Annotated in this window: 25 protein-coding genes; 23 read left to right on the top strand and 2 right to left on the bottom strand. The window is 37.3% G+C overall.

The features are described 5' to 3' along the window. The first annotated feature begins 194 nt into the window (after positions 1-194). From AC1FXP_RS05535 to AC1FXP_RS05485, 11 genes are all read left to right on the top strand, one after another. Positions 195-1,919: a BCCT family transporter gene (locus tag AC1FXP_RS05535; RefSeq protein WP_480059223.1), complete on the top strand. Its 1,725-nt coding sequence runs from the start codon at positions 195-197 to the stop codon at positions 1,917-1,919. Positions 1,920-2,127: 208 nt separating this feature from the next. Beyond that, positions 2,128-2,451 carry a hypothetical protein gene (locus tag AC1FXP_RS05530; RefSeq protein WP_480059221.1) on the top strand — a complete coding sequence of 108 codons (324 nt, stop codon included), beginning with the start codon at positions 2,128-2,130 and terminating at the stop codon, positions 2,449-2,451. Between the two features lie 154 nt (positions 2,452-2,605). Next, positions 2,606-2,983: a spore coat protein gene (locus tag AC1FXP_RS05525; RefSeq protein WP_480059219.1), complete on the top strand. Its 378-nt coding sequence runs from the start codon at positions 2,606-2,608 to the stop codon at positions 2,981-2,983. A 178-nt stretch (positions 2,984-3,161) separates the two neighbouring features. Further along, positions 3,162-3,626 (top strand): spore coat protein, encoded by a 465-nt coding sequence (locus AC1FXP_RS05520; protein WP_480059217.1) that lies wholly within the window; start codon positions 3,162-3,164, stop codon positions 3,624-3,626. 206 nt (positions 3,627-3,832) lie between these two features. Continuing rightward, a complete protein-coding gene (locus AC1FXP_RS05515; RefSeq protein WP_480059215.1) occupies positions 3,833-5,647 on the top strand; it encodes a PAS domain-containing protein in 1,815 nt (604 codons plus the stop codon). 400 nt (positions 5,648-6,047) lie between these two features. Then, entirely contained in the window at positions 6,048-6,200 is a 153-nt protein-coding gene (locus AC1FXP_RS05510) for a hypothetical protein (RefSeq protein ID WP_480059213.1), read from the top strand. 273 nt (positions 6,201-6,473) lie between these two features. After that, positions 6,474-7,274, top strand: a complete 801-nt coding sequence (locus AC1FXP_RS05505) for a transporter substrate-binding domain-containing protein (RefSeq protein WP_480059211.1) — start codon at positions 6,474-6,476, stop codon at positions 7,272-7,274. A 93-nt stretch (positions 7,275-7,367) separates the two neighbouring features. Further along, positions 7,368-8,024: an amino acid ABC transporter permease gene (locus AC1FXP_RS05500; protein WP_480059209.1), complete on the top strand. Its 657-nt coding sequence runs from the start codon at positions 7,368-7,370 to the stop codon at positions 8,022-8,024. Continuing rightward, complete coding sequence (locus AC1FXP_RS05495) at positions 8,017-8,739, top strand: amino acid ABC transporter ATP-binding protein (RefSeq protein WP_480059207.1); 723 nt, start codon at positions 8,017-8,019, stop codon at positions 8,737-8,739. The genes AC1FXP_RS05500 and AC1FXP_RS05495 overlap by 8 nt, the downstream gene beginning before the upstream one ends. A gap of 183 nt (positions 8,740-8,922) precedes the next feature. Further along, the gene (locus AC1FXP_RS05490) at positions 8,923-9,891 is read left to right on the top strand and encodes an aromatic acid exporter family protein (RefSeq protein WP_480059205.1); all 969 of its coding nucleotides are present in this window, start codon (positions 8,923-8,925) and stop codon (positions 9,889-9,891) included. Between the two features lie 64 nt (positions 9,892-9,955). Next, positions 9,956-10,480: a L,D-transpeptidase gene (locus tag AC1FXP_RS05485; protein WP_480059203.1), complete on the top strand. Its 525-nt coding sequence runs from the start codon at positions 9,956-9,958 to the stop codon at positions 10,478-10,480. Positions 10,481-10,532: 52 nt separating this feature from the next. Here the strand turns inward: AC1FXP_RS05485 and prli42 are convergent, their stop codons facing one another. Further along, entirely contained in the window at positions 10,533-10,622 is a 90-nt protein-coding gene (gene prli42, locus AC1FXP_RS05480) for a stressosome-associated protein Prli42 (RefSeq protein ID WP_480059201.1), read from the bottom strand. Positions 10,623-10,766: 144 nt separating this feature from the next. Here prli42 and mce point away from each other — a divergent pair, with 144 nt between their 5' ends. The 8 genes from mce (at position 10,767) to AC1FXP_RS05440 (ending at position 19,213) form a co-directional block, all read left to right on the top strand. After that, positions 10,767-11,183 (top strand): methylmalonyl-CoA epimerase, encoded by a 417-nt coding sequence (gene mce / locus AC1FXP_RS05475; RefSeq protein ID WP_480059199.1) that lies wholly within the window; start codon positions 10,767-10,769, stop codon positions 11,181-11,183. A 169-nt stretch (positions 11,184-11,352) separates the two neighbouring features. Beyond that, complete coding sequence (locus AC1FXP_RS05470; protein ID WP_480059197.1) at positions 11,353-12,474, top strand: M20/M25/M40 family metallo-hydrolase; 1,122 nt, start codon at positions 11,353-11,355, stop codon at positions 12,472-12,474. A 163-nt stretch (positions 12,475-12,637) separates the two neighbouring features. Further along, positions 12,638-13,822 carry a DNA polymerase IV gene (locus AC1FXP_RS05465; protein WP_480059195.1) on the top strand — a complete coding sequence of 395 codons (1,185 nt, stop codon included), beginning with the start codon at positions 12,638-12,640 and terminating at the stop codon, positions 13,820-13,822. Between the two features lie 67 nt (positions 13,823-13,889). After that, complete coding sequence (locus AC1FXP_RS05460) at positions 13,890-17,048, top strand: hypothetical protein (protein WP_480059193.1); 3,159 nt, start codon at positions 13,890-13,892, stop codon at positions 17,046-17,048. Beyond that, entirely contained in the window at positions 17,045-17,344 is a 300-nt protein-coding gene (locus AC1FXP_RS05455; RefSeq protein ID WP_480059191.1) for an EscU/YscU/HrcU family type III secretion system export apparatus switch protein, read from the top strand. The genes AC1FXP_RS05460 and AC1FXP_RS05455 overlap by 4 nt, the downstream gene beginning before the upstream one ends. Positions 17,345-17,404: 60 nt before the next feature. Continuing rightward, positions 17,405-17,827, top strand: coding sequence for a flagellar export chaperone FliS (fliS, locus tag AC1FXP_RS05450; RefSeq protein WP_480059189.1), 423 nt, complete (start codon positions 17,405-17,407; stop codon positions 17,825-17,827). Between the two features lie 17 nt (positions 17,828-17,844). Further along, positions 17,845-18,669 (top strand): flagellin N-terminal helical domain-containing protein, encoded by an 825-nt coding sequence (locus tag AC1FXP_RS05445; protein WP_480059187.1) that lies wholly within the window; start codon positions 17,845-17,847, stop codon positions 18,667-18,669. A 106-nt stretch (positions 18,670-18,775) separates the two neighbouring features. After that, entirely contained in the window at positions 18,776-19,213 is a 438-nt protein-coding gene (locus AC1FXP_RS05440; RefSeq protein ID WP_480059185.1) for a YaaR family protein, read from the top strand. A gap of 42 nt (positions 19,214-19,255) precedes the next feature. On the opposite strand, the gene AC1FXP_RS05435 is transcribed toward AC1FXP_RS05440, so the two are convergent. Continuing rightward, positions 19,256-19,861, bottom strand: a complete 606-nt coding sequence (locus AC1FXP_RS05435; RefSeq protein ID WP_480059183.1) for a CPBP family intramembrane glutamic endopeptidase — start codon at positions 19,859-19,861, stop codon at positions 19,256-19,258. 53 nt (positions 19,862-19,914) lie between these two features. Between AC1FXP_RS05435 and AC1FXP_RS05430 the strand changes: the two genes are divergently transcribed. From AC1FXP_RS05430 to AC1FXP_RS05415, 4 genes are all read left to right on the top strand, one after another. Next, a complete protein-coding gene (locus AC1FXP_RS05430) occupies positions 19,915-20,313 on the top strand; it encodes an SRPBCC family protein (RefSeq protein ID WP_480059181.1) in 399 nt (132 codons plus the stop codon). Positions 20,314-20,486: 173 nt separating this feature from the next. Next, on the top strand, positions 20,487-20,741 hold the full coding sequence (locus AC1FXP_RS05425) for a hypothetical protein (RefSeq protein WP_480059179.1): 255 nt from the start codon (positions 20,487-20,489) through the stop codon (positions 20,739-20,741). Between the two features lie 93 nt (positions 20,742-20,834). Continuing rightward, a complete protein-coding gene (locus AC1FXP_RS05420) occupies positions 20,835-21,605 on the top strand; it encodes a DUF4097 family beta strand repeat-containing protein (protein ID WP_480059177.1) in 771 nt (256 codons plus the stop codon). A gap of 179 nt (positions 21,606-21,784) precedes the next feature. Beyond that, positions 21,785-21,928 carry a YezD family protein gene (locus tag AC1FXP_RS05415; protein WP_250096043.1) on the top strand — a complete coding sequence of 48 codons (144 nt, stop codon included), beginning with the start codon at positions 21,785-21,787 and terminating at the stop codon, positions 21,926-21,928. Positions 21,929-21,999: the final 71 nt, after the last annotated feature.

Genomic DNA, 21,999 nt, shown 5'->3' with positions numbered 1-21,999 from the left:
ATATCTATAGAAAACCATTCTAAACTGCAAAATGACTTTACAATTATTGGTTATTTCTTAAACAACAAAAGAATAGTATATCTGAATATAACAAAGAGTAATTAAAAGACAGGTTTAACGTGTTATGTAATTTGGGTAGTATAAACTGTTAGCTATATGCTTGAAATTTTGTGGTTTTTGTATAGGAGGTTAATATGGATCAAGTTAATGAAACGAAAAGAGTAGGAATGGTTCTTATCATATCAGCTATGTTAGTCGGATTATTTGTCGTGTGGGGAGCGTTATCGCCAGGCTCACTCGACCGAGCGGCAGGCCAAGGTCTCAATTGGATGTTGGCTAATTTTGGTTGGTTTTATATGTTAGTCACTGCCTTTTTTGTTTTATTTGTAATTGTTTTAGCCATCAGCCCACTTGGGAGTATGCGGTTAGGTAAACCAGGTGAGAAGCCGCAATATTCATGGTACTCGTGGATAGGAATGCTTTTTGCTGCGGGTATTGGTGTAGGGTTTGTCTTTTGGGGGGTAGCAGAACCAGTACTTTATTACTTTGACACACCTAGTGGATTTACACCTGAAACGCCAGAGGCTGCAGTTGCTGGACTAAGATATGCAGTTTTTCACTGGGCCCTACATCCGTGGGCAATCTTTTCCATTGTTGGATTAACATTAGCATATGTTCAGTTTCGAAAAGATCGTCCTGCATTAATTAGTTCTGCATTTTATCCAATTATTGGTGAAAGAGTTCATGGTTGGTTAGGAAAGTCGATTGATATATTAGCTGTCATTGCAACTTGTACAGGTGTTGCTACAACATTTGGTTTAAGCGCACTGCAGATCACAGGGGGGCTTTCCTACATTTCTCCTGTGCCAAATACGGTGGCAACTCAAGTTATAATTATTGCTATTGTTACATTTCTTTTTATGTTTTCTGCGGCAAAAGGAGTAGATAAAGGTATTAAGAGGTTAAGTAATATTAACTTAGCTGTTGCGGCTATCCTATTGCTTTTTGTCATCATAGTCGGGCCAACGTTGTTTATTGCAGAGAGCTTTGTGACAACATTAGGTGGTTACATTACAAATGTTGCTTCAATGAGTTTAACGATGACCCCTTTTATTGAAAGTGCGTGGCTTGGAACGAATACCATCTTCTTTTGGGCGTGGCACATTGCTTGGGCTCCATTTATGGGGATTTTTATCGCTCGAATTTCCCGTGGACGTACAATCAGAGAATTTATGGCAGGTGTGTTAGTTGTACCATCGATTTTAGCCATTATTTGGTTTACGGCGTTCGGTGGAACGGCATTAAGTTTAGAAATTGCTGGTGCTGCTCCGATTGGAGATCTTGTAATGAATAATGTGGAATTAGCACTTTTTGCTACACTTGGTGAATTACCTTTAAGTACAATCACAAGCTTCATTGCAGTAATTCTCATTCTTATCTTTTTTATAACATCTGCTGATTCGGCTTCGTATGTTTTAGGAGCCATGACTTCTCACGGTAGTTTAAATCCTAGTCTATTTTCCAAAATGCTTTGGGGAGTCTTAATTGCAGGGACAGCTTCCGTACTCTTAATCAGTGGTGGTGGTGGCCTAAGCGCACTGCAAACAGCATCAATTATTGCAGCCCTTCCTTTTGCTATTATTATGATAATAATGATCATCTCGGTACTAATCATGTTAGGAAGAGATTATAAACTAGAAGGCAGAAAGCGTCATAAGAAAAATCGAAGAGAAATAAAAGAAGAAATTCGTGAAGAAATGTATGAGGAAATGAAAGAAGAAGTTATCGAAGAAATGAAGGAAGAGATGAAGGAGGAAATGTACGAGGAAATGAAAGAAGAAATGTTAGAAGGGATGAAAGAAGAAATAAAAGAAGACCTAATAGAAGAGTTAGATATTGATCATGATAACAAGAAATAAATAGCAGCAATTGTTTAAAGTGAGGTGTTATCCCAAAAGGTAAAAATTATACCTTTTTGATAACACCTTTTTTGTTTTTAATTATTTTCCTCGACAATACTGATCAATTACAAATGAACTCCGCTACAGTCTAACACGTTGCATCCGCTTGTATCATATTCTAATAATGCCATTCGGCTATAAACGAAAGGAAGAGAGGAGCATCATAATGAGCAATTATCAGCAAGAGCTTATGGATATAATGGTGAAAAAAGTTCTGAGCAAGCATAATGTGAAACCAGTATCTGATTTATCAGATGAGGAAAAAGAGAAAGTAAAGAGAGTTGTTGGGGAAATTCAATCAGAAGTAGAGAAGTTTCTTGAGAATCAAAACAAAAGTGTAAGTGAAGAGGACTTTGAGGATAATAACACGCCACAAAACGTAGAGGAAGAAGTTGTTCAAACGAACTCAGTCATTGAAGAGTCGTTGAAAAAGATAATGAAAAGCAACAATGACTTATCGAAAGTTAAAACCTTTTTTAATAAACATTAAAGTGAAAAGGAGGGTTTAAGTCAATTATGATTTTAAACTCTCCTTTATATTTCATCACTTCACCAAAAATAGGCGCATTTATTGAGACAAATAACCAAGCAAATTTCGTTAGAAGGCAATAGTGTAAATTAGAGAAGGAAAGGAGGCAGTAAGTATGAGTCAAGGTGTAAACCAAGTTGCTGGTCAAGTAGATAAGACTTTTCAACAATCAGAGGAGTATATATTGATTAGTAATTCTTGTGATATTTCAGTCAGTTCAACTGATACGAAAGCAGCTGTTTCGTTACAAGCTTCACTTCAAGCAGCAATCGCTTTAATTGTCAGCATATCTGTAGCAAGTAGTGAGGATGCAGAGAGCATCACTCAAGAATTGATTCAAAGCACTAAGACAAACCAAATGACGTTCCAGAAAACAGTCGTTGAAAATTCCAAAAATGTAAATGTAACAACAACAGATACGCAAATAGGGGTTAACATTCAATTGCTGTTACAAATTCTCCTTGCTTTACTTGTGAATTTAGATGTTCTTTAGAGACAACTTCTATGGGAACGATTGAGTATAAAAAGGGTGGCTGTATGGAAAGAAAACATACCAGTCACCTTTAATCTTTAAGAAAATTTGAAATTAGTCAGATGAACCGAGGCAAATGACCAAGCAAAATCCGCATAAAGACATAGTGTAAATTAGAAACGGAAAGGAGGAATTGATCATGAATCAAGATGTATACTATTCATCAAAAAAAGAAGACACAACAAGGTGGTCTGCGCTTGACTCGAAAGCTTGTCACCCAATGGCTGACGACGACACTGTAACACAAAGTGCTGGGCAAGTAGATAAAACATTCCAACAGTCTGAGGAGTATATTATCATTAAAGATTCTTGTGATGTAAAAGTAAGTTCAACAGATACGAAAGCTGCAGTTTCATTGCAAGCGTCATTGCAAGCAGCAATTGCGTTAGTTATTAGTATCTCTATAGCTAGCAGCGAGCAAGCTGAACAAATCACGCAAGAGTTATTACAGAGTACAAAAACAAAGCAAATGACGTTCCAGAAAACAGTAATTGAAAACTCAAGAAATGTCGATGTCACAACAACAGATACGCAAATTGGTGTAAACATTCAATTATTGTTACAAATTCTCCTCGCGTTACTTGTTAACCTTGATGTTCTTTAATAGAACGACAACATTTATGTAGAGGGCAGGGAATAACCTGCCTTCTTTCGTTATGAAGAAATGCACCTATTGGAAATGGTAACCAAGTGATGGTTAATGGAATAGAGTAGCATATGAGCAAGAAAACTGGCGAAAAAAACAGGATTTATAGGGATAACGGCGAATCTTATCGAGAGGAATAGTTTGCCTAAGTTAGGAGAATGGATATGAATGGTTTAATTGTTTCTTCGTGTTTAGGTGCATCGCTGCAAGGACAAGCCATTGTGAATGAGTGTGGAGAGTTTCTGTTCGTTAACACAGCATTTTGCGAGCAATTTGGTTATACAAAAGAGGAAATTCAGTTGTTAAATATAGAATCTTTTTTAATTAATGAAGACAGCCTAAATCGACAAAGTATAAAAGAACCATTGTTGAAAAAAGGGCGGAAGAACGATCAAATTGAAAAGATAATATTACATGGAAAAGGATACCTTCAAACGACATTATTTACAGTTACAGATGTTTCTATAGAAGGTGAAATCTGTTTCCATTTGCAACTAGATCGACTAATGGTAATTGGAAAAGAAGGCGAAAGCTCGTTGCTCGAAACAAGCCTCAGAAATCGTGATGAAGTTCGTTTGCCGAAAAAAATTCTTGATGGAATAAAAGATGCTATTATTACGATTAGACTTGATGGGCAATTTCTATACGTTAACGAAGAAGCTGAACGAATGCTAGACATGTCATGGAAAGAATTACAAAAAAGTGATTTTTGGGCAAGTTTAAAACAAGACAAGAAAGAAACGTTGACAAAGAAATTTTATCAATTGCTTGTTGGTGAGGAATACACACAAGTTGAATATTTTCACGAAAAACAAGAGCAATGGTTTGATGTAAGAGCGTACCGTTCCGATGAACAAGTAACGATGTATTTTATTAATATTACAGATCGCAAAAAAATGGAAAAAGAACTTCGAATAAAAGAAGAAAACTATCGAAGCTTAGTAGAAAATACACCGGAAACGATTATGGTCCATGATGGAGTGAAACTTATTTATGTGAATCCAGCAGGGGAGAAGCTCTTTAACTTTATTCATCCTCAGAAATTAATTGGTTTGAAATTAAATAACCTTCTATCTAATTACGATCGAGCAAGAGCGAGAGAGGATAGCCGCCTATTACTTCTAGGGAAAATTTCCGTTGCGAATACAATTTATTGCTTTCAACTGGAACAAGGGAAGACTATAGAAGTAGAAGCTACGACAACTGTTATTAGATTTCGCGGGAAGCCTGCGTTTAGAACGATATTAAAAGATATTTCAGAAAGAAAAAAAGTGGATGATATTATTAGAAAATCGGATAAATTATCAGTTGTTGCACAACTAGCTGCGGGAGTAGCCCATGAAATAAGAAACCCATTAACGACGGTGAAAGGTTTCTTGCAACTGTTTCAAAAAGAACAGCAATACAACCCGTTTTATATAAATTTGGTGATGGAAGAGTTAGAGCGAGTAGAAGCAATCATTTATGAGTATCTTACTTTAGCTAAGCCTAATTTTGATAATCAATTTGAAGAATTAGATATTTTAAACCTTGTAAACCAAATTTTAACTTTAACAAAAACACAATCGAATATGAATAACGTCACTTTAGAGTTTGAATATGAACAAGTTCCTTTTATTATTGGCTTGGAAAAACAGTTAAAACAAGTATTTATTAATTTAATTCGGAATTCCATAGAAGCAGTTGCCGATAATGGAACAATTACAATCCGTATACTAAATCACCCCGATAATCAAATATGCATACAGGTCGAAGATAATGGATGTGGAATACCTAAAGAACGAATCCAGCGTTTAGGTGAGCCATTCTACTCGACAAAGGAAAAGGGAACAGGTTTAGGTTTGATGGTTTGTTACAAGATCATTGAGCATCATAATGGAGTGTTAAATATTTATAGTGAAGAAGGAAAAGGGACGAAAATGGAAATTATTCTACCTGCCCAAATAGAAAGCAAAAAAAGCGAAATGCTACAGAGGTAGCATTTCGCTTCTTTAAAGTAATTTATAATAATAAACTAAATTATTTAACTTCTTTAGCATATTTTTTTAATACCTAGCATTGAGAGGGTATTTAAAATGGTAACGAAAAGCGTCATTTCGTCGTCGATAAGGTATTTCAATCGCTCTCTTTCTTTCTTATGGATAGTTCTTACTGTTAAGTATACTGAATTTAGACGAGGAAGACGTCCATAATCTAGATTTATGTAAGAAGTTCTGTAATTCTAAAAGAATAAGATAGTAGATTGTGAGAATATCAAATGAATTTGTGAAAATTTGTAAAAAAAGTAAATGCGCTTCTAACGGCAGGGGGAGTTTAGTATGATGGGAATAGTTGGGAGCGCATCATAATTCCAACTCAACGACAAAGGGGGAATTTGCGATGAGCAAGAAACTACTTTATATGGTATTAGTAGGGGCACTTTCTATTAGTGTGTTAGCAGCTTGTGGAGAGCCAGTGGATGAGAATGCACCAGTGGATGATCCAGCAACAATTGATGAGCCTGTAGAAGATGATGCAGAAGGTACAGAATAATAATACTTATTGAACAACATGAAAACTAGTACTAGGAGCGACCAGGAAGCTGGTCGCTCTTTTGGTTGGATTAACAATTGATAAAATATTGAGAAATAGCAAATTATATTGGTAAGTAATCTACCTCGAATAATTGAAAATCAATGAATTTTCTGTTAATAATAGTGTTGGTAATTTCGGAAAAAAGTTATTTTCAACTACTTAAGTATGTGTTAATATGCATTTACAAGAATAAATATTATATTAAAAAAAGATTCAGGGGGTTATTTTACTATGAAAAAGAGTTGGTGGATGTTAGGAGTTTCAGCCATTCTGTCTGTTGGATTATTAGCTGGTTGTGGCGGCGAGGACACTGATCAATTAGTGAGCTTTGAGATTCCAACTGAAGGAGAGTTAGGGTCTGCTATTGCTTTTCCAAAAGGCAGTGAGCTTGTTGAACCGTTCAATCAAACGTTAAATGAGTTAATTGAAAGCGGAGAGATGGATGAACTAATATTAAAATGGTTTGGTGGTGAAGTTGAAGAAACGGATGCAGCTACAGAAGGAACTGAGCCGACAGATGCAGAGACTACATTAGTCATGGGAACATCAGCTGATTATCCTCCATACGAATCTGTTGACCTTACGACAGGAGAAATTATCGGTTTTGATATTGATATAGCGAAGTACATCACTGAAGAACTAGGCTATGGTTTAAAAATTGAAGATATGGATTTTAATGCGTTAATTCCTGCAATGGAATCAGGGCGAGTTGATTTTGTTTTAGCTGGTATGACACCTACAGAAGAACGTAAAGAAAATGTGGATTTTTCCGATATCTATTATGAGGCAACAAACCTTATCGTTTCAAAAGAGAGTGCTAATCTTTCATCCCTTGAAGATTTAGAGGGATTAAAAGTCGGCGTTCAATTGGGTTCAATCCAAGAGGAAGAAGCAGATGAACTAGCTGAAGAATATGGTTTTGAAGTAGTGAAGTTAAATCGTATTCCTGAAATTATGCAAGAATTACAAGCTGGACGTATTGATGCTGTCCTAATGGAGGATACTGTTGCTGAAGGTCATTTAGCACAGTAACAATAAAAGTCTATGAAATTACACCCGCGCGCAAACTTTGCCGCGGGATGTGTTGTGTTATTACAAGAATGTTAATAGGAAGGATAATTGGGCATGAATTTGGATTTTAGCCAAATCGTGCCCCATATCCCTTTTTTACTACAAGGGATCGGGGTCACGTTACAATTTGTATCAGCAGCACTAGTATTAGGTCTCGTGTTAGGAATTATTTTGTCCATTTTTAAAATTGGTCGATTCCGAGTGCTCCGTTGGTTTGCAGATGCTTACACGTCAGTATTCCGTGGAACACCATTGATTTTACAATTATCAATTATTTATTTTGGAATCCCGCAATTAGGGATGGATATTTCAGCGTATGTAGCTGGAGTACTAGCTTTTGGATTAAACTCAGCAGCCTATGTTTCTGAAATTATTCGCGCAGGTATCCAAGCGGTAGACAAGGGCCAAAAGGAAGCTGCTGAGGCGTTAGGGATTCCTTATCGTCCTACGATGTTAAGAATTATTTTACCTCAAGCTTTCCGCAATATATTGCCTGCGCTTTTCAATGAATTTATTAACTTAACAAAAGAGTCAGCAATTGTGTCAATCATTGGTGTTATGGATCTCATGCGCCGTGCTCAAGTATTAAACGCACAAATTTATCGATATTTTGAGGCACTGTTATTTGTTGGTTTGATTTACTATTTACTTGTTATGGTATTGACCATCATAGGTCGACTTATTGAAAGGAGATTGCAGCGCAGTGATTAAAATAAACGATTTGTATAAATCCTTTGGAAAAGTCGAAGTTTTAAAAGGTATCACTACAGATATTAAAAAGGGAGAGGTTGTCGCAATAATCGGACCTTCTGGTTCGGGAAAGTCCACGTTTCTTAGATGTATGAATTTACTTGAGATTCCTACATCTGGTAAGATATACGTTGGTGGTGAAGAGTTAACGAATCCTAAAACCAATGTCCTGCGCGTCAGACAACAGATTGGTATGGTATTTCAACATTTTCATTTATTTCCACATATGACCGTCTTAGGTAACTTAACATATGCTCCGATGACTGTAAAAGGTCTATCTAAGCAGGAAGCAACCGAAAGAGCAGAAACGTTACTTAAAAAAGTAGGGTTACTAAATAAGCGTGATGAATACCCAAGTCGCCTCTCAGGTGGGCAAAAACAAAGGGTAGCTATTGCACGCTCACTAGCAATGGAGCCAGAAGTTATGTTGTTTGATGAACCAACATCAGCTTTGGATCCAGAGATGGTTAAAGAAGTACTAGAAGTAATGAAAGATTTAGCAACGTCTGGTATGACAATGGCGATTGTCACTCATGAGATGGGTTTTGCAAAGGAAGTAGCTGACCGTGTTCTCTTTTTAGATCATGGTATTTTAATGGAAGATGCTCCTCCAAGTGAATTTTTCAATGCTCCGCGATCTGATCGAGCGAGAGAGTTTTTGGAGAAGGTTTTATAGGTGAAGGGGTTAGTCTCAAAGCTTTTAAAAGATGTAGTGACTCATTGTTTCAGGGCTATGCCAAATGGTCAAAATTAGACCTTTTGGCATAGCCCCTTTTTTCTTTTCAAGAAGGACACCTTATACTTGTACGAAAGTATGGTAAAATTACGTAAAATAAGTTTTACATAAGAGAGGGAGCTCATGTCATTTAGAATTGGCTATCGGACATTAAAAACAGCAGTAGGAGCTGGACTTGCTGTAGCAATTGCTCAGGGACTTAATTTAGATTTTTATGGATCAGCTGCCATTATAACGATCCTATGCATTTCTGTAACGAGGAGAGATTCGCTTAAGGTTTCTTGGGCTCGTGTTGTTTCATGCATAATCGGAATGATGATCAGCGGAGTGTTGTTTGAGGTAATTGGCTATCAACCATGGACACTAGCCTTAATAATGATTTTATTCATTCCAATTGTTGTAAAATTGAAAATGAATGAAGGAATTGCTACTAGCTCGGTCATTATTCTACATCTTTACACAGTTGGTAATATGTCATTAACTCTTATATTTAATGAATTGTTGATCATTATTATTGGAGTGGGAGTTGCCTTGTTAATGAACCTCTACATGCCAAATAGTGATCAAGCGTTAAGAATGTATCATAAAGAAATAGAGGAGCATTTCAAGACCATTCTTCATGAATTATCGGTTTATTTACGATATGGGGAAAGTGAATGGGATGGAAAGGAAATTCCAGAAACGGTGGATCTATTACAACAAGGAAAAAATCTTGCATTGAGAAATATTCATAATCACATCCTGCGGTATGATGATCAATATTATTATTACTTTAAGATGCGTGAGAAGCAATTTGAAATCTTAGAACGATTAATGCCATATGTATCGCAAATCCATCAAACAGTTTCTCAAAGTGAGACTGTAGCTGATTTTATGGATGAGCTTAGTAATTCCGTGAGCCCTGCAAACAGAGTTCCTTATTTCTTGGAAAGGATCCGTTCGATGAGAGCTGGATTTGAGGAGATGCCACTTCCGAAGACGAGAGAGGAATTTGAAGTTAGGTCTTCACTTGTTTATATCTTGCATGAGCTTGAGGAATATTTGCATATAAAGGATCGATTATGGAATCAAGCGGATAAAAAGAAACTGTAGAGAGAAACTAATTAAAAAGATGGTTGTTTAAGCATCCTTTGCTAAAAGTACAGGGAGGATTCTAATGAAACTCTCACTTCTTTCAATGTTAGTTATCTTAATTGCTTCACCTATTTGGCCAATTGGAGATAACCCAATGGTGGGAGACCCATTTCTTATTGTAAATGTCAATAAGAACGAACTTGCCTATGTTAATGATGGTGAAATCAAAGAGGTGTTTAAAGTGGCAACTGGTAAATCGGGTGATGAAACGCCTCTTGGAACATTTACAATTATTGTGAAGGCAAAAGACCCTTATTATCGAAAGAAAGATATACCAGGTGGTGATCCAACCAACCCTCTTGGTTCAAGGTGGATTGGTTTTAATGCAAATGATACGGACGGAAGAACGTTCGGTATTCATGGAACGAATCGTCCTGACTCCATTGGTTATTCTGTGACGGCAGGGTGTATTCGGATGCCTAACACCATTGTCGAAGAGCTATTTGAAGAGATCCCGATTGGAACAACAATCTATATAACGGATACAGAAGATCCGTTTATAGAAATAGCAGAAAAGTTTGGAGCAATAAAGAAAAACACCTGGTAGAATATCCCAGGTGTTTTTCTTACACATATAAGAGCTTGCTTTTGTAGTTTGTTTAGAAAAAAGATACACCCATTAAAAGGGTACCAAGAACCATAGTTGCAATCATTAAATAAATAATAGCTTTTTGAAATTTACGTGGCATGTGAAACCCTCCTCTTTAATACCTTGTTCTATTTTATCTTCTTATACGATTTTGGACAAGTGAAATCTATAAATACCAGATAAAAGAAGGAATCTAAGACGCTATCAAGAAATAAATTTAAAGAATATGGAGGAGTTGATTCAATTGACAATAAATAGACTAGAGAAAATTGACCATATTGGTATCGCTGTTCGTTCAATAGATCAAGTACTGCCATTCTATATGGACCATTTACAGTTGCCGGTACTTGGAATAGAAGAAGTTGCATCTCAAGGCGTAAAAGTTGCTTTTTTAGCTATTGGTCAATCGAAAATTGAATTACTTGAACCTTTATCTTCAGATAGCCCAATTGCCAAATTTATCGAAAAACGTGGAGAGGGCATTCATCATGTTGCGCTCGGTGTGACTGATATTAGTGGACGAATAGAAGAAATTAAGAAAAATGGTATTAAAATGATCCATGATGTACCGATTGATGGTGCCGGCGGAGCAAAAGTGGCCTTCCTTCATCCGAAATCAACTCATGGCGTGTTATATGAGTTTTGTGAGAAAAGTAAGTAAGTTAGTTGTTTTTACAGGAACTTGCGCTTTATGATCGAGAACGGTAACATTTAATTATGTCGTAAATAGGTACAGCCCTTTTTAACGATGGTTATAAGCAAGCAAGTAGATGGATTGAGCCTACACTGACTAACGCTCATACATAGACTGAATTTGGAGGAACATACATATGGTAAATGAACAACGTTTAGTAGATGAGTTTCTGGAACTTGTACAAATTGACTCTGAAACAAAGCATGAGGACATCATAGCCCCTATACTTAAAAAGAAATTTGAAGACTTAGGAATGACTGTAGTAGAAGATGATGCAGCTAGTAAAACAGAGCATGCAGCGGGAAATTTAATATGTACTCTTGAAGGAACAAAAGAAGGAGTAGATACGATTTACTTCACTTCACATATGGATACTGTTGTCCCTGGAAAAGGAGTCAAACCCACAATTCAAGACGGCTATGTCGTGACAGATGGAACAACAATTTTAGGTGCGGATGATAAAGCTGGTATTGCAGCTATGCTTGAGGCTGTTCGTGTTTTAAAAGAGGAGAAATTAGAGCATGGTACGATCCAATTTATTATTACAGTTGGCGAAGAATCGGGCTTGAACGGAGCCAAAGTTCTCGATCCAGGTCTTTTAAAAGCGAAATTTGGATTTGCTTTAGATAGTGATGGACCTGTTGGAAATATTATAGTAGCAGCTCCAACTCAAGCAAAGGTGAAGGCAACGATTCTCGGTAAAACCGCTCATGCAGGTGTGGCTCCGGAGAAAGGTATTTCCGCTATAACTGTAGCTGCAAAAGCAATTTCTAATATGCCTCTTGGACGTATTGATCAAGAGACGACGGCAAACATTGGACGTTTTGAAGGTGGGACACAAACGAATATTGTGTGTGATCACGTAGCCATTTTGGCGGAGGCACGATCTTTAATTGCTGAGAAAATGGAAGCACAAGTAGCAAAGATGAAAGAGGCCTTTGAATCTACAGCTAAAGAGATGGGGACATCAGCTGAGGTAGAAGTTGAAATTATGTATCCAGGATTTAAGCTAGGTGATGGTGATGAAGTTGTAGAGGTAGCAAAGAAGGCCATGTCACAAATTGGCCGTACCCCAAAGCTACTTCAAAGTGGGGGAGGCAGTGATGCGAATATTTTTGCTGGACATGGGGTACCGACTGTGAATTTAGCGGTTGGGTATGAGGAAATTCATACAAAAAATGAACGCATGCCGATTTCTGAACTTGTTAAACTTTCAGAAGCAGTAGTCGCAGTTGTGAAAGAAGTATCAATAAAATAAGAATAATTAAGAAAAGAGCAATCTTAAAATGGATTGCTCTTTTCTTAATAAGTACATTAAATGTTTCTTTGTTAACACCTTAACGTACTACGGTTCGTACTGCAACTGTCTTCTTTAAAAAACGAACGCATTTTCGTATAATAAGTGTAAGGAGGTCTGTAGGATGAATCGTGCTAGTTTGATATTTCATTTAGATATGAATAGTTTTTTTGCATCGGTGGAAATAGCTTATGACCGTTCTTTATTAGGTAAACCGGTCGCGATTGCAGGGAATCCGGAAGAACGTCGAGGCATTATCATAACTAGTAGTTATGAAGCAAGAGCAAAAGGGGTAAAAACAACGATGCCTATCTGGCAAGCAAAGAAATTATGTCCGAATTTAATCATCCTTAGGCCCAATGGGGATCGGTATCGTGCGGCATCGAAAGCTCTCTTTGAACTTCTCTTTACCTATACTCCTCTTGTTCAGCAAGTATCCATTGATGAAGGGTACCTGGACCTAACGTCTTATTTACATGAGGAGGATCCGGTAAAACTAGCGGAGAATATGCAGAAGCGTGTGTTAAGAGAGCTAAAGCTCCCTTGTAGTATTGGAATTGCCCCAAATAAATTTCTAGCTAAGATGGCAAGTGACATGAAAAAACCAAATGGGATCACAATTCTACGAAAACGTGATATCCAGCAGAAATTATGGCCACTACCAATAGAAGAAATGCACGGAATTGGGAAAAGAACGGTTGATAAGTGGAGAAATATGGACATTTTAACTATAGGAGATTTAGCTGTTGCGGATGGAGAACGCCTTTTGAAAAAATTCGGAGAGCGTGGGTTAGAGTTAAAAGAAAGAGCGAACGGAAATGACAGTAGGCCTGTTAACCCTCATGCTTATTCTGAATTCAAATCAATTGGGCATTCAACTACATTACGTAAAGATACAAAAAACGACCAAGTCATACGAGGAACATTAGAAGATCTTGCAAGACGTGTACATCTAAGATTACGAAAGAAAGACATGTTTGCGAGAGGAGTACAAATTACAATTCGTTATTACGATTGGAAAATGATTACGAGAAGTCATAAACTCCTAAACCCTATTCAATCTGAAGAGGAGCTATTCAATGAGGCAAAATCACTTGTTGAGGAAGCTTGGAATGGCAATGCCATTCGTCTATTAGGGATAAGTACATATGATTTGCTTGAGAAAAAACATGCATATAAGCAGCTCGACTTATTTACATATGAAGAGGAGATAAAAAAAGAAGAAATTAATGAGACGATTAATCAATTGCGTGAACGGTTTGGTGAAGGAATTGTCCAGAAAGGTTGGAAAAAAGAAGAAGAGGAATAACAGTAAAGATCTTCTCATATGGAACCGATAATAGAAGTAGATTTAACATGAGCGGAGCGTGAGAAGGGTGCAGGTTCAACAATCTTTACATACAACACAGCAATCAGAGCGACTGATTCAACTTAGAGAAGGTGACGTATATCGGGTTACCGTGAAAGAACAAAAGGGTAACAATGAAGCATTACTCTCTGTAAGGGGAAGAGAGGTTGTAGCTAAGTTTGAAGGTGGTGTTCCATCAGGAGAGCGTACGACTGTTCAGGTACTTGGGTCTGAAGCTGATCGTACTCTAGTTAGAGTTCTTCATGACGAGGGCGGAAGAGATACTCAACATGCGAGAACTCATGAGCAAGGCCGTCAGCAAGGTGTTACTCAAACATTACGTCAATTAGGAATCCAACAGCCTACTCCTGAGCTAAGACAGGCTGCTGCTATCGTACTCGATAAAGGGGTTGCTCTTTCAAAGGAAGCTGTAAGAGACTTACAAAAGTTTATTAACGAAGGAAAATCAGAAAGACGGCTGCAAACAGTTCAGGCTTTAGCGAATAAAAGGCTAGAAGTGACTTCAACTCATTTGCGTTCTATTCATGAAACATTACATGGCAGACAAATAAATAGTGTTTTAACGGATTTGGCAAAAGAACTTGACCGTGATTTTAAGGTAGGGCCAGCTGAAAGAGAACGATTGGAGCGTCCAACAGGGAGTGAAGCACGTGGAAATCCAGACAGAGTATCAACAATTGAAACACGAGAAGGAAATGGACCTCGACTGGTTGACCAAATTGCGCAAGTAAGAAATGAAATTTCGCGTGAACCAGTTCAAAGAATAGTGGACCGGATCCAGCAACTAGCAAATTATCCGCAAGTAGACCGGGAAACAAGCCGAGCAATCGAGCGAACGACAGATGACATTCGGAATGTCGTTCGAGTTATGACAGATCGAATCACTCAAGCACTTTTGCAAGTCGAACGAATAACTACAAATCCATCAGAGCGCCAAGCTATACGAGATATAAGAACGCAAATGGAACAACAAGGATTTACGCAAGGAACGAGAGAACGTGTCGAAAACATTAGAGTTCGTACTCCTTTACATGAACAACTAACGCTGGAAGTTCGTCAAGCGAATCAAGTCCACAAGTCAACGAATGATCGATTAGTAAGGGCAATCAATCAAATCGAAAGCCAAGTTCAACGAGGGAGTGTGGAGCGTGCAACTCAAGTCCAAGCACTTGCTCAAATGGAGGGAGAAGCAAGGGGACTTCATGACAGAGGTCAAACTACTCAAGTTCAGGAAGGAACTAGATCTCGAATAGTTGATCAAATTGTGCAAGTACGAACTGAGATTCAACGGGAGTCAGTCCGAAGAGGAGTGGAGCGAGTACACCAACTAGCGAATAATCCTCAAGTAGACCGTGAAACAGGCCGCTCTGTTGATCGAGCGGTAACAGAATCAAGACATCTTGATCGAATTTCTAATGAAAGATTGATTCAATCTTTGCAACAAGCTGAACGGGCAACTAGTAATGAAGGAAGACGTCAATCTCTCGCAGATGTTAGACAACAACTTACACAAGGTGACTTATCTTATTCTGTTAGCGAGAAAGTAGAAACGGTTATTAGGCAAATGGCGGCTTCAGATGCTCAAACAAGTCAACAGCTTTCCAAGTCATTGCGTCAGGCAATTCAATTACAAAGTGTGGCTAAGGACCGATTGCAGCAATCACTGAATACGATTGAACAAAGTATCAAAACAGAGGCTGTATCGAAAGAAATAGCTAATGAGAATCTACATGTTAGAGCTCTAGGCGAAGCGACAAAAGAAGCAGAAACGTTGCTTCGAAGGGAAGCTTCTTTAGACCGTGCCATACAAAAAGTAGATTCTTTACTAAATAATCACCAAGCGCTCACGGCAGAAGAGCAAAATAAATTTAGGCAGTCAATCACCGGTGCAAGAGAGTTGCAGCAACAAGGAAGAGAATTAAAGTCCCGTCAAGAAATAGCCAAGGCAATTGAAGATATTAAGCAAGTTAATCTGTTAAGGCAGCAAGAAACAACCACTTATACTCAAAATGAAGCGTTCCAAACAAGTGTGGGTATGGCTAATAAATCAATTGCTGTTACAACGGTAACAGAAAAAATGGCACAAATGGTAAGCGATTTTAAGAAACTTCAACGAGATATTACTCGTAATTTAGATCTGATTAATCGACAAATTGAGCAATTTCGCAGTCAAGCACAATCTCAGACCAAGCCATTACTTGAGACGACGATTAAAAACTTAGATAATGCGATTTTAAAAAGTGAAATGATGTTGCTGACTGATATGAAGACGGAAAGGCAATTGATGCAGGCAAGCAGTCAATTAGCTGAAGCAAAAAAGTTATTAGCACAAGGGAAATATCGAGAAGTAAATGAGATCGTCCGTGAAGTGAAGCAGCAGGTTGAGAGACTGCAATTTCAACCATCAGAAACGAGGGTGAAGCATTATACAGCAGCAAGTGAACAAGCATTACGTGAATTTCAAACGCCAAGTAAATCATTTGGATTAAAATATGCTGATACAGCCCGTGGACCAATGCAAGAAGGTTCACCACGAGCGATGTTTGAAATGGTGAGAAATGTTGGTCTAAATCGAGATAGTGAAGTAGCTATGCAACTAGCATCTGGACGTGAGCAACAAGATTCATCTGAACGGAATTTAAAATCGATTTTAATGCAATTAGCACGAGGAGAAGAAGAAGGCTCACGTGTACAACAGCTTGCTAATCAAGCTTTGTCAAATGTAACAGGACAGCAGTTATTAAGTAGATCTGAGCAACAAAGCAATCTACAAAGCTTGTATTTCCAACTTCCGTTATTACTAGAGGATAAAGTTGAAAACCTACAAGTATATGTTAATTCGCGAAATGAAGGACAACAAGTGGACTGGGAGAACTGCAGTCTTTATTTTTTAATGGAAACGCCTAAGATGGGGGAGATTGGAATTGTTGTATCAGCAGCAAAAGGGCATCTTTCGGTAACGTTAAAAAACGATAAAGGTGATTTTAAACAAAAAATGGCACCACTCGTCGAGATGGCTGTCGCGAAGCTTTCTGAGATTGGTTATTCGATTAATGGAATTAATTTTAGTAAGCTGACTAAAAGTGAAGAGTTAGTAAGCAGAGAAGAACAAGAATCATCTTTACAACCTGCGTTCGGGGAGAAAGGGTTTGATTATAAAATATGATGGTCGCTAGACACATAAATCATAAGCAACGAAAGAAAATCAATGGACCAACTGCAGCTGTCATCAGATATGATGATGAAAATGGTGGAACGCCGAAAGTTGTAGCTCATGGAAAAGGAAAAGTTGCTGATCAAATAATGGAGTTAGCCAAGAAGAACAATGTCCATATGCAAGAAGATGCTAAACTTGTTGAAAATTTACTTGATATGGATTTAGGTGAAAATATTCCACCACAACTTTATTCTGTTATGGCTGAGATATTACTCTTAATAGAGAAAATGGAAAAAAGCTATTAAACTTTTTTCGACAGTTCCCGATATAAATTATAGGAAATAGAAATAATGGAGGTGGAACGGATGACCACAATCCTAACGAACGAGACACTTTATCAAAAGTCTCCTCAAGAATTGACAGCTTTGCTTTATGAAGCGTGCTTAACGAACTTAGAAAATGCGATTATTTCTATAGATAAAAAGGATTTTATTAATGCTAATGAAAAGCTGAAGAAAGCAAGCGATATTGTTCACCGTTTAGGTGCAGGTTTGAATTATGGTGCTGGGATTATTGCAGATCAACTTGAACAAATTTATAACTATATTGCAGATAGATTAATTGAAGCTAATATAAAAAAAGACAAAAAACTCATTGAAGAGGTTGTGAAGTTGTTAATGGAGATTATGTCTTCATGGAATGAATCAACGAAAATGAAACCTAATTCAACAGCTAAAAGAACAACAGCGAAGGTAAATGCATATGAAACTACTGCACTCTATGAGTAACGAAAGGATAAAAAAATATGAAAATTAATAACAATATACAAGCTTTAAATTCTTATCGGAATTTATATCAAAATCAAGCGAGTACTTCAAAGAATCTAGAAAAACTTTCTTCTGGATTGCGTATTAATCGTGCTGCAGATGATGCTGCAGGACTTGCTATTTCAGAGAAAATGCGCTCGCAAATTCGAGGATTAAAAATGGCAGAAAGAAACGCATTAGATGGTATTTCACTTATGCAAACAGCTGAGGGAGCTATGCAGGAGGTTCATGCAATGCTTCAACGTATGCGTGAATTGGCAGTTCAAGCTGCAAATGATACGAATACAGACGATGATCGTAATGAAATTAATAAAGAAATTTCACAGCTAATTGAAGAAATTGATGAAATCTCTGAGAAAACGGAATTTAATACCCGTAAATTGTTAAGTGGAGAAGATGGATCTGGAGAATTAGAGTTATTTTTCCAGATCGGTGCAAATGAAGGTCAAAGCGTTGAATTCAAAATTACCCAAATGGACAGCGACGAATTGGGTATTAACGACATAAGTGTAGAGAACAGAGAGGGTGCTGTCGAAGCAATCAGTGCAATAGATGCCGCTATAAAAACTGTATCAGGTCAGCGTTCAACACTCGGTGCAATACAAAATCGTCTTGAACATACTATTAACAATCTTCAAGTCACTCATGAGAACCTAACAGCTGCTGAATCACGAATCCGTGATGCAGATATGGCACTTGAAATGACTGAATTTACTCGTAACAACATTTTGAACCAATCTGCTACGGCGATGCTTGCTCAAGCAAACCAGTTGCCGCAGGGTGTATTACAATTATTACAATAAATAGTGTCCAATGACGAGAAGACTAACTTCTCGTCATTTTCCTACTGAATTCAAGAGAATGTGGTAAACTACAAACAAAGAGACTAGCTTAGAAAGTAGGTTTATTATGGATGTGCAACGTATAGCCAAAACAGGACTTGGTCGTATTGAACCGAAGAAGACTGGTCCTGAGGCAAAGGTATCGTTTCAAGAAGTAATGGGGAAGCAACGCGACGAAAAAGCGTATGAACGACTTTCGCAATTAATGAGTAAAATTGATGATCAGGGGAAAGTCCTATCGGAAACGCGAACTGTAGATGAGTTAAGAAAATATAAGCAACTTGTCAAAGAGTTCATGGAAGATGCTGTTCAATTTGGATTAAGTGTAGAAGAACGCCGAGGGTTTAACCGTAGAGGGCGAACGAAAATTTATAAAATTGTCCAAGAAGTCGACCGCAAGCTATTAGACTTAACAGATGCCGTGTTACAAAAGCAGAAAAAAGGATTAGACATCCTTAATATGGTTGGGGAAATTAAAGGATTGTTAGTAAATATATATGCGTAAAAATGACTCAATCAATTAAAAGGAATTGATTGAGTCATTTTTTTACACTAAAGGAAAAAGAATTAGTAAGAGAACATCAAAAAATAAATGGGATATAATCGGGACTAAGATGTTTCTCGTCTTCAAATACAGAATCGACCAAAGGAAGCCCCCGAACAGAGCGGCTAATACTAATAGTAAACTACCAGTTACAAGGTGTGCTCCTCCATATAAAAAAGTACCAACGATGGCTGCTTTATATATTGTAGTTTTTTTGCTTAGTCGATTAACAATAAATCCCCGCCAAAACCACTCTTCTCCAGGTATGATGATGATAAAAAGCCAAACGTAATGAAGCCAATCGGTTGGTTTGACTAATGCGTATAGTGCTTGGAGTTGGTCCATTAATGGAATGCCAGAAATCTCTATCAACCATTTACCAAGAGCAAATAAAAGATATAACGAGAGCCCGCTTGCAAATGAAAGAAGCCATTGTGATAAATGAAGTTTCTCTACTAGTTGATTCTCGAATACCCAACTGTACACGGAAAGCAAAAAAAGCGATATTGGAAAGAGGATCCAGAAATATGTGGGGAGAAAAAAACTGATTGATAATAGCGTGACTGCGAAAAGAAAACCAATGCAAAAAATGAAATCTTTTTTTACCATAAATAATCCCTCTTAATTGTAGTTAATAAATTTTGCTGAAGGTGGTGCTAGCGATGGGTTCACTTGTTTTTACATATAGAACAGTTATTAATGCACCAATTGAAGAAGTTTGGACGTTTTTTTCTACGGCAGAAAATTTAGCTAAGATTACATCATTTCCAAAAGTGACGATTCTTTCAAATCCTGAAACAGTCGAAGGAAACACAATTCATATGAAACTTCATTTTGCTGGTTTGTATGTGAACTGGACTTCACAGATCAGTCATGTACATGCTCCAAGTTTCTTTATAGATAAAGGAATAAAGCTACCATATCCATTTACAGAATGGAGCCATACGCACAATTTTACTGAAGAAGATTCAAGGACGATCATGGAAGACATGGTTATGTTTAAAGCAAGTGTGGAGTTTTGTTACGAGACCAATCTTACGAGCTATGTTTCAAGGACGTGAATTGGCCATTAAGCAAGAGTTTAAGCGAAAAAAGTAACAGCTCAATCACTCCCCTTTCTTATTCCATTCATTTACATAGTTTAGCATGTATTTATTCATTTCACGAACTCCTAGCAAGTGTAGTTTTAACTTGTCATGTTCTGGGAAAGCTATGGACAAAGGAGTGGCAATAAATGCATTCAAAACAGACGGTAAAGTATATATGTGAGTCTTATCCATCTGGAAATGACTATTACTATAAGAAAGAACTAATAACACATGATTCTTGGGAAAATATTGATTCATTAAGTTGGTCAAGAGCACGTCCTATTTCAAAATCAACATTTATAAAAAGAAAAAAAGAAGGCTATAAGATTGAATATATAGTTGTTTCAAAACCTCCGGCAGAAGTAATACCATTTCGAAAAAGTGACCAAATCGTGAATTAATATGGTTTCTGTTTATATTTGTTGGCTTCCACCAGAAACATTTTGTACACTTAACTAGGAAACTGGCATGCATAATAGACAGGAGAGAACATAATGAACAAACTAGTAAGTGGATTTATGCTTGTCATGGCTGTAATTGTTATGACAGGATGCAATATTGTAACATATGAAAACGAAGAGGTTTTCACGTTAGATGCAAAAGGGCTAGAGGAATTCGTTATTCATCAAGATGAAGGAGATGTGACTATTACTGGTGTTGAAGGCCTAGACCAAATTCATGTTACCGCAACATTTGCGGCAATGAGTGATCAAGATGTTGAACATGCGAAAGCGTTTAGTGAAAATAACACATCACTTTTATTGGAAGCAGAAGGGACAACCGGAGAGCTGCGTACCTCTGTAAAACGAGGAACGGACATAGAACAAGGATTTGTTCATTTAGAGATTGAAGTGCCAGATCATTTGCCTTTAGTATATCGACAAAATGAAGGTCAATTAAAAATCTTATCAATGAAGTCGGATTTGAAGGTGCAACATGGCTCCAATCATCTTTCTTTAAAGGATATAGAAGGTAATGTTGAAATTACTGATGGAGCAGGGCATGTAACATTAGAAAATGTACACGGATCAATAACGATTAATAATAATGCAGGAACAACCAATGTAACTGGATCATCTGGCTTATTACGGCTAATAGCGGGATCAGGACATGTTGATTTTCAGGATCATGCCGGAGACATCCTAGTTAGAAGCGGTTCTGGAAATATTAGCATTGTTGGAGTTAATGGAAATGTTGAGATTTTAGAGAGTAGAGGTGGAACGATAAATATTGAAGATGTGACAGGGATAATTACACAACCATAAAATACAAGTGTACTACTAGGAAAAGGTAGTGCACTTATTTTTTTGTGCTCATTTTCACCTTATACCGTCTTGACTTTTGATGGAATGATGGATAGAATACTATTAAACTAATAAATCATATCAAATTACAAGGGATTAAACTTCCTCGTTTTTAATAACGGTAATTGTGGGAGGCTATTATGGCGAGTGAACAGGAATTCCAACGAATTAGTAAGCAGCTACAAGAGCTTTTGAAGGATTTAAAGTATGGTTCTGTAACGCTTATCGTTCAAGATGGAAAGGTCATTCAATTGGAGAAAAATGAAAAAGTACGAATTAAATAACGAGTGCTGACTAGAAAACTAGAGGCGACGGTTGATTGGGATACTTAATCTACGTCGTCTTTATTTAAAAG

This window comes from Halalkalibacter sp. HAAS-P013 (assembly GCF_056619925.1).
Note: the sequence above shows the minus strand (reverse complement) of the source record. Positions and strands in the feature narration are given on the sequence as shown.

Coding starts and splice junctions, on each gene's coding strand:
- AC1FXP_RS05535 (WP_480059223.1), top strand. CDS start 195: ATGGATCAAGTTAATGAAACGAAAAGAGTAGGAATGGTTCTTATCATA.
- AC1FXP_RS05530 (WP_480059221.1), top strand. CDS start 2,128: ATGAGCAATTATCAGCAAGAGCTTATGGATATAATGGTGAAAAAAGTT.
- AC1FXP_RS05525 (WP_480059219.1), top strand. CDS start 2,606: ATGAGTCAAGGTGTAAACCAAGTTGCTGGTCAAGTAGATAAGACTTTT.
- AC1FXP_RS05520 (WP_480059217.1), top strand. CDS start 3,162: ATGAATCAAGATGTATACTATTCATCAAAAAAAGAAGACACAACAAGG.
- AC1FXP_RS05515 (WP_480059215.1), top strand. CDS start 3,833: ATGAATGGTTTAATTGTTTCTTCGTGTTTAGGTGCATCGCTGCAAGGA.
- AC1FXP_RS05510 (WP_480059213.1), top strand. CDS start 6,048: ATGAGCAAGAAACTACTTTATATGGTATTAGTAGGGGCACTTTCTATT.
- AC1FXP_RS05505 (WP_480059211.1), top strand. CDS start 6,474: ATGAAAAAGAGTTGGTGGATGTTAGGAGTTTCAGCCATTCTGTCTGTT.
- AC1FXP_RS05500 (WP_480059209.1), top strand. CDS start 7,368: ATGAATTTGGATTTTAGCCAAATCGTGCCCCATATCCCTTTTTTACTA.
- AC1FXP_RS05490 (WP_480059205.1), top strand. CDS start 8,923: ATGTCATTTAGAATTGGCTATCGGACATTAAAAACAGCAGTAGGAGCT.
- AC1FXP_RS05485 (WP_480059203.1), top strand. CDS start 9,956: ATGAAACTCTCACTTCTTTCAATGTTAGTTATCTTAATTGCTTCACCT.
- prli42 (WP_480059201.1), bottom strand. CDS start 10,622: ATGCCACGTAAATTTCAAAAAGCTATTATTTATTTAATGATTGCAACT.
- AC1FXP_RS05470 (WP_480059197.1), top strand. CDS start 11,353: ATGGTAAATGAACAACGTTTAGTAGATGAGTTTCTGGAACTTGTACAA.
- AC1FXP_RS05465 (WP_480059195.1), top strand. CDS start 12,638: ATGAATCGTGCTAGTTTGATATTTCATTTAGATATGAATAGTTTTTTT.
- AC1FXP_RS05455 (WP_480059191.1), top strand. CDS start 17,045: ATGATGGTCGCTAGACACATAAATCATAAGCAACGAAAGAAAATCAAT.
- fliS (WP_480059189.1), top strand. CDS start 17,405: ATGACCACAATCCTAACGAACGAGACACTTTATCAAAAGTCTCCTCAA.
- AC1FXP_RS05445 (WP_480059187.1), top strand. CDS start 17,845: ATGAAAATTAATAACAATATACAAGCTTTAAATTCTTATCGGAATTTA.
- AC1FXP_RS05440 (WP_480059185.1), top strand. CDS start 18,776: ATGGATGTGCAACGTATAGCCAAAACAGGACTTGGTCGTATTGAACCG.
- AC1FXP_RS05435 (WP_480059183.1), bottom strand. CDS start 19,861: ATGGTAAAAAAAGATTTCATTTTTTGCATTGGTTTTCTTTTCGCAGTC.
- AC1FXP_RS05430 (WP_480059181.1), top strand. CDS start 19,915: ATGGGTTCACTTGTTTTTACATATAGAACAGTTATTAATGCACCAATT.
- AC1FXP_RS05425 (WP_480059179.1), top strand. CDS start 20,487: ATGCATTCAAAACAGACGGTAAAGTATATATGTGAGTCTTATCCATCT.
- AC1FXP_RS05420 (WP_480059177.1), top strand. CDS start 20,835: ATGAACAAACTAGTAAGTGGATTTATGCTTGTCATGGCTGTAATTGTT.
- AC1FXP_RS05415 (WP_250096043.1), top strand. CDS start 21,785: ATGGCGAGTGAACAGGAATTCCAACGAATTAGTAAGCAGCTACAAGAG.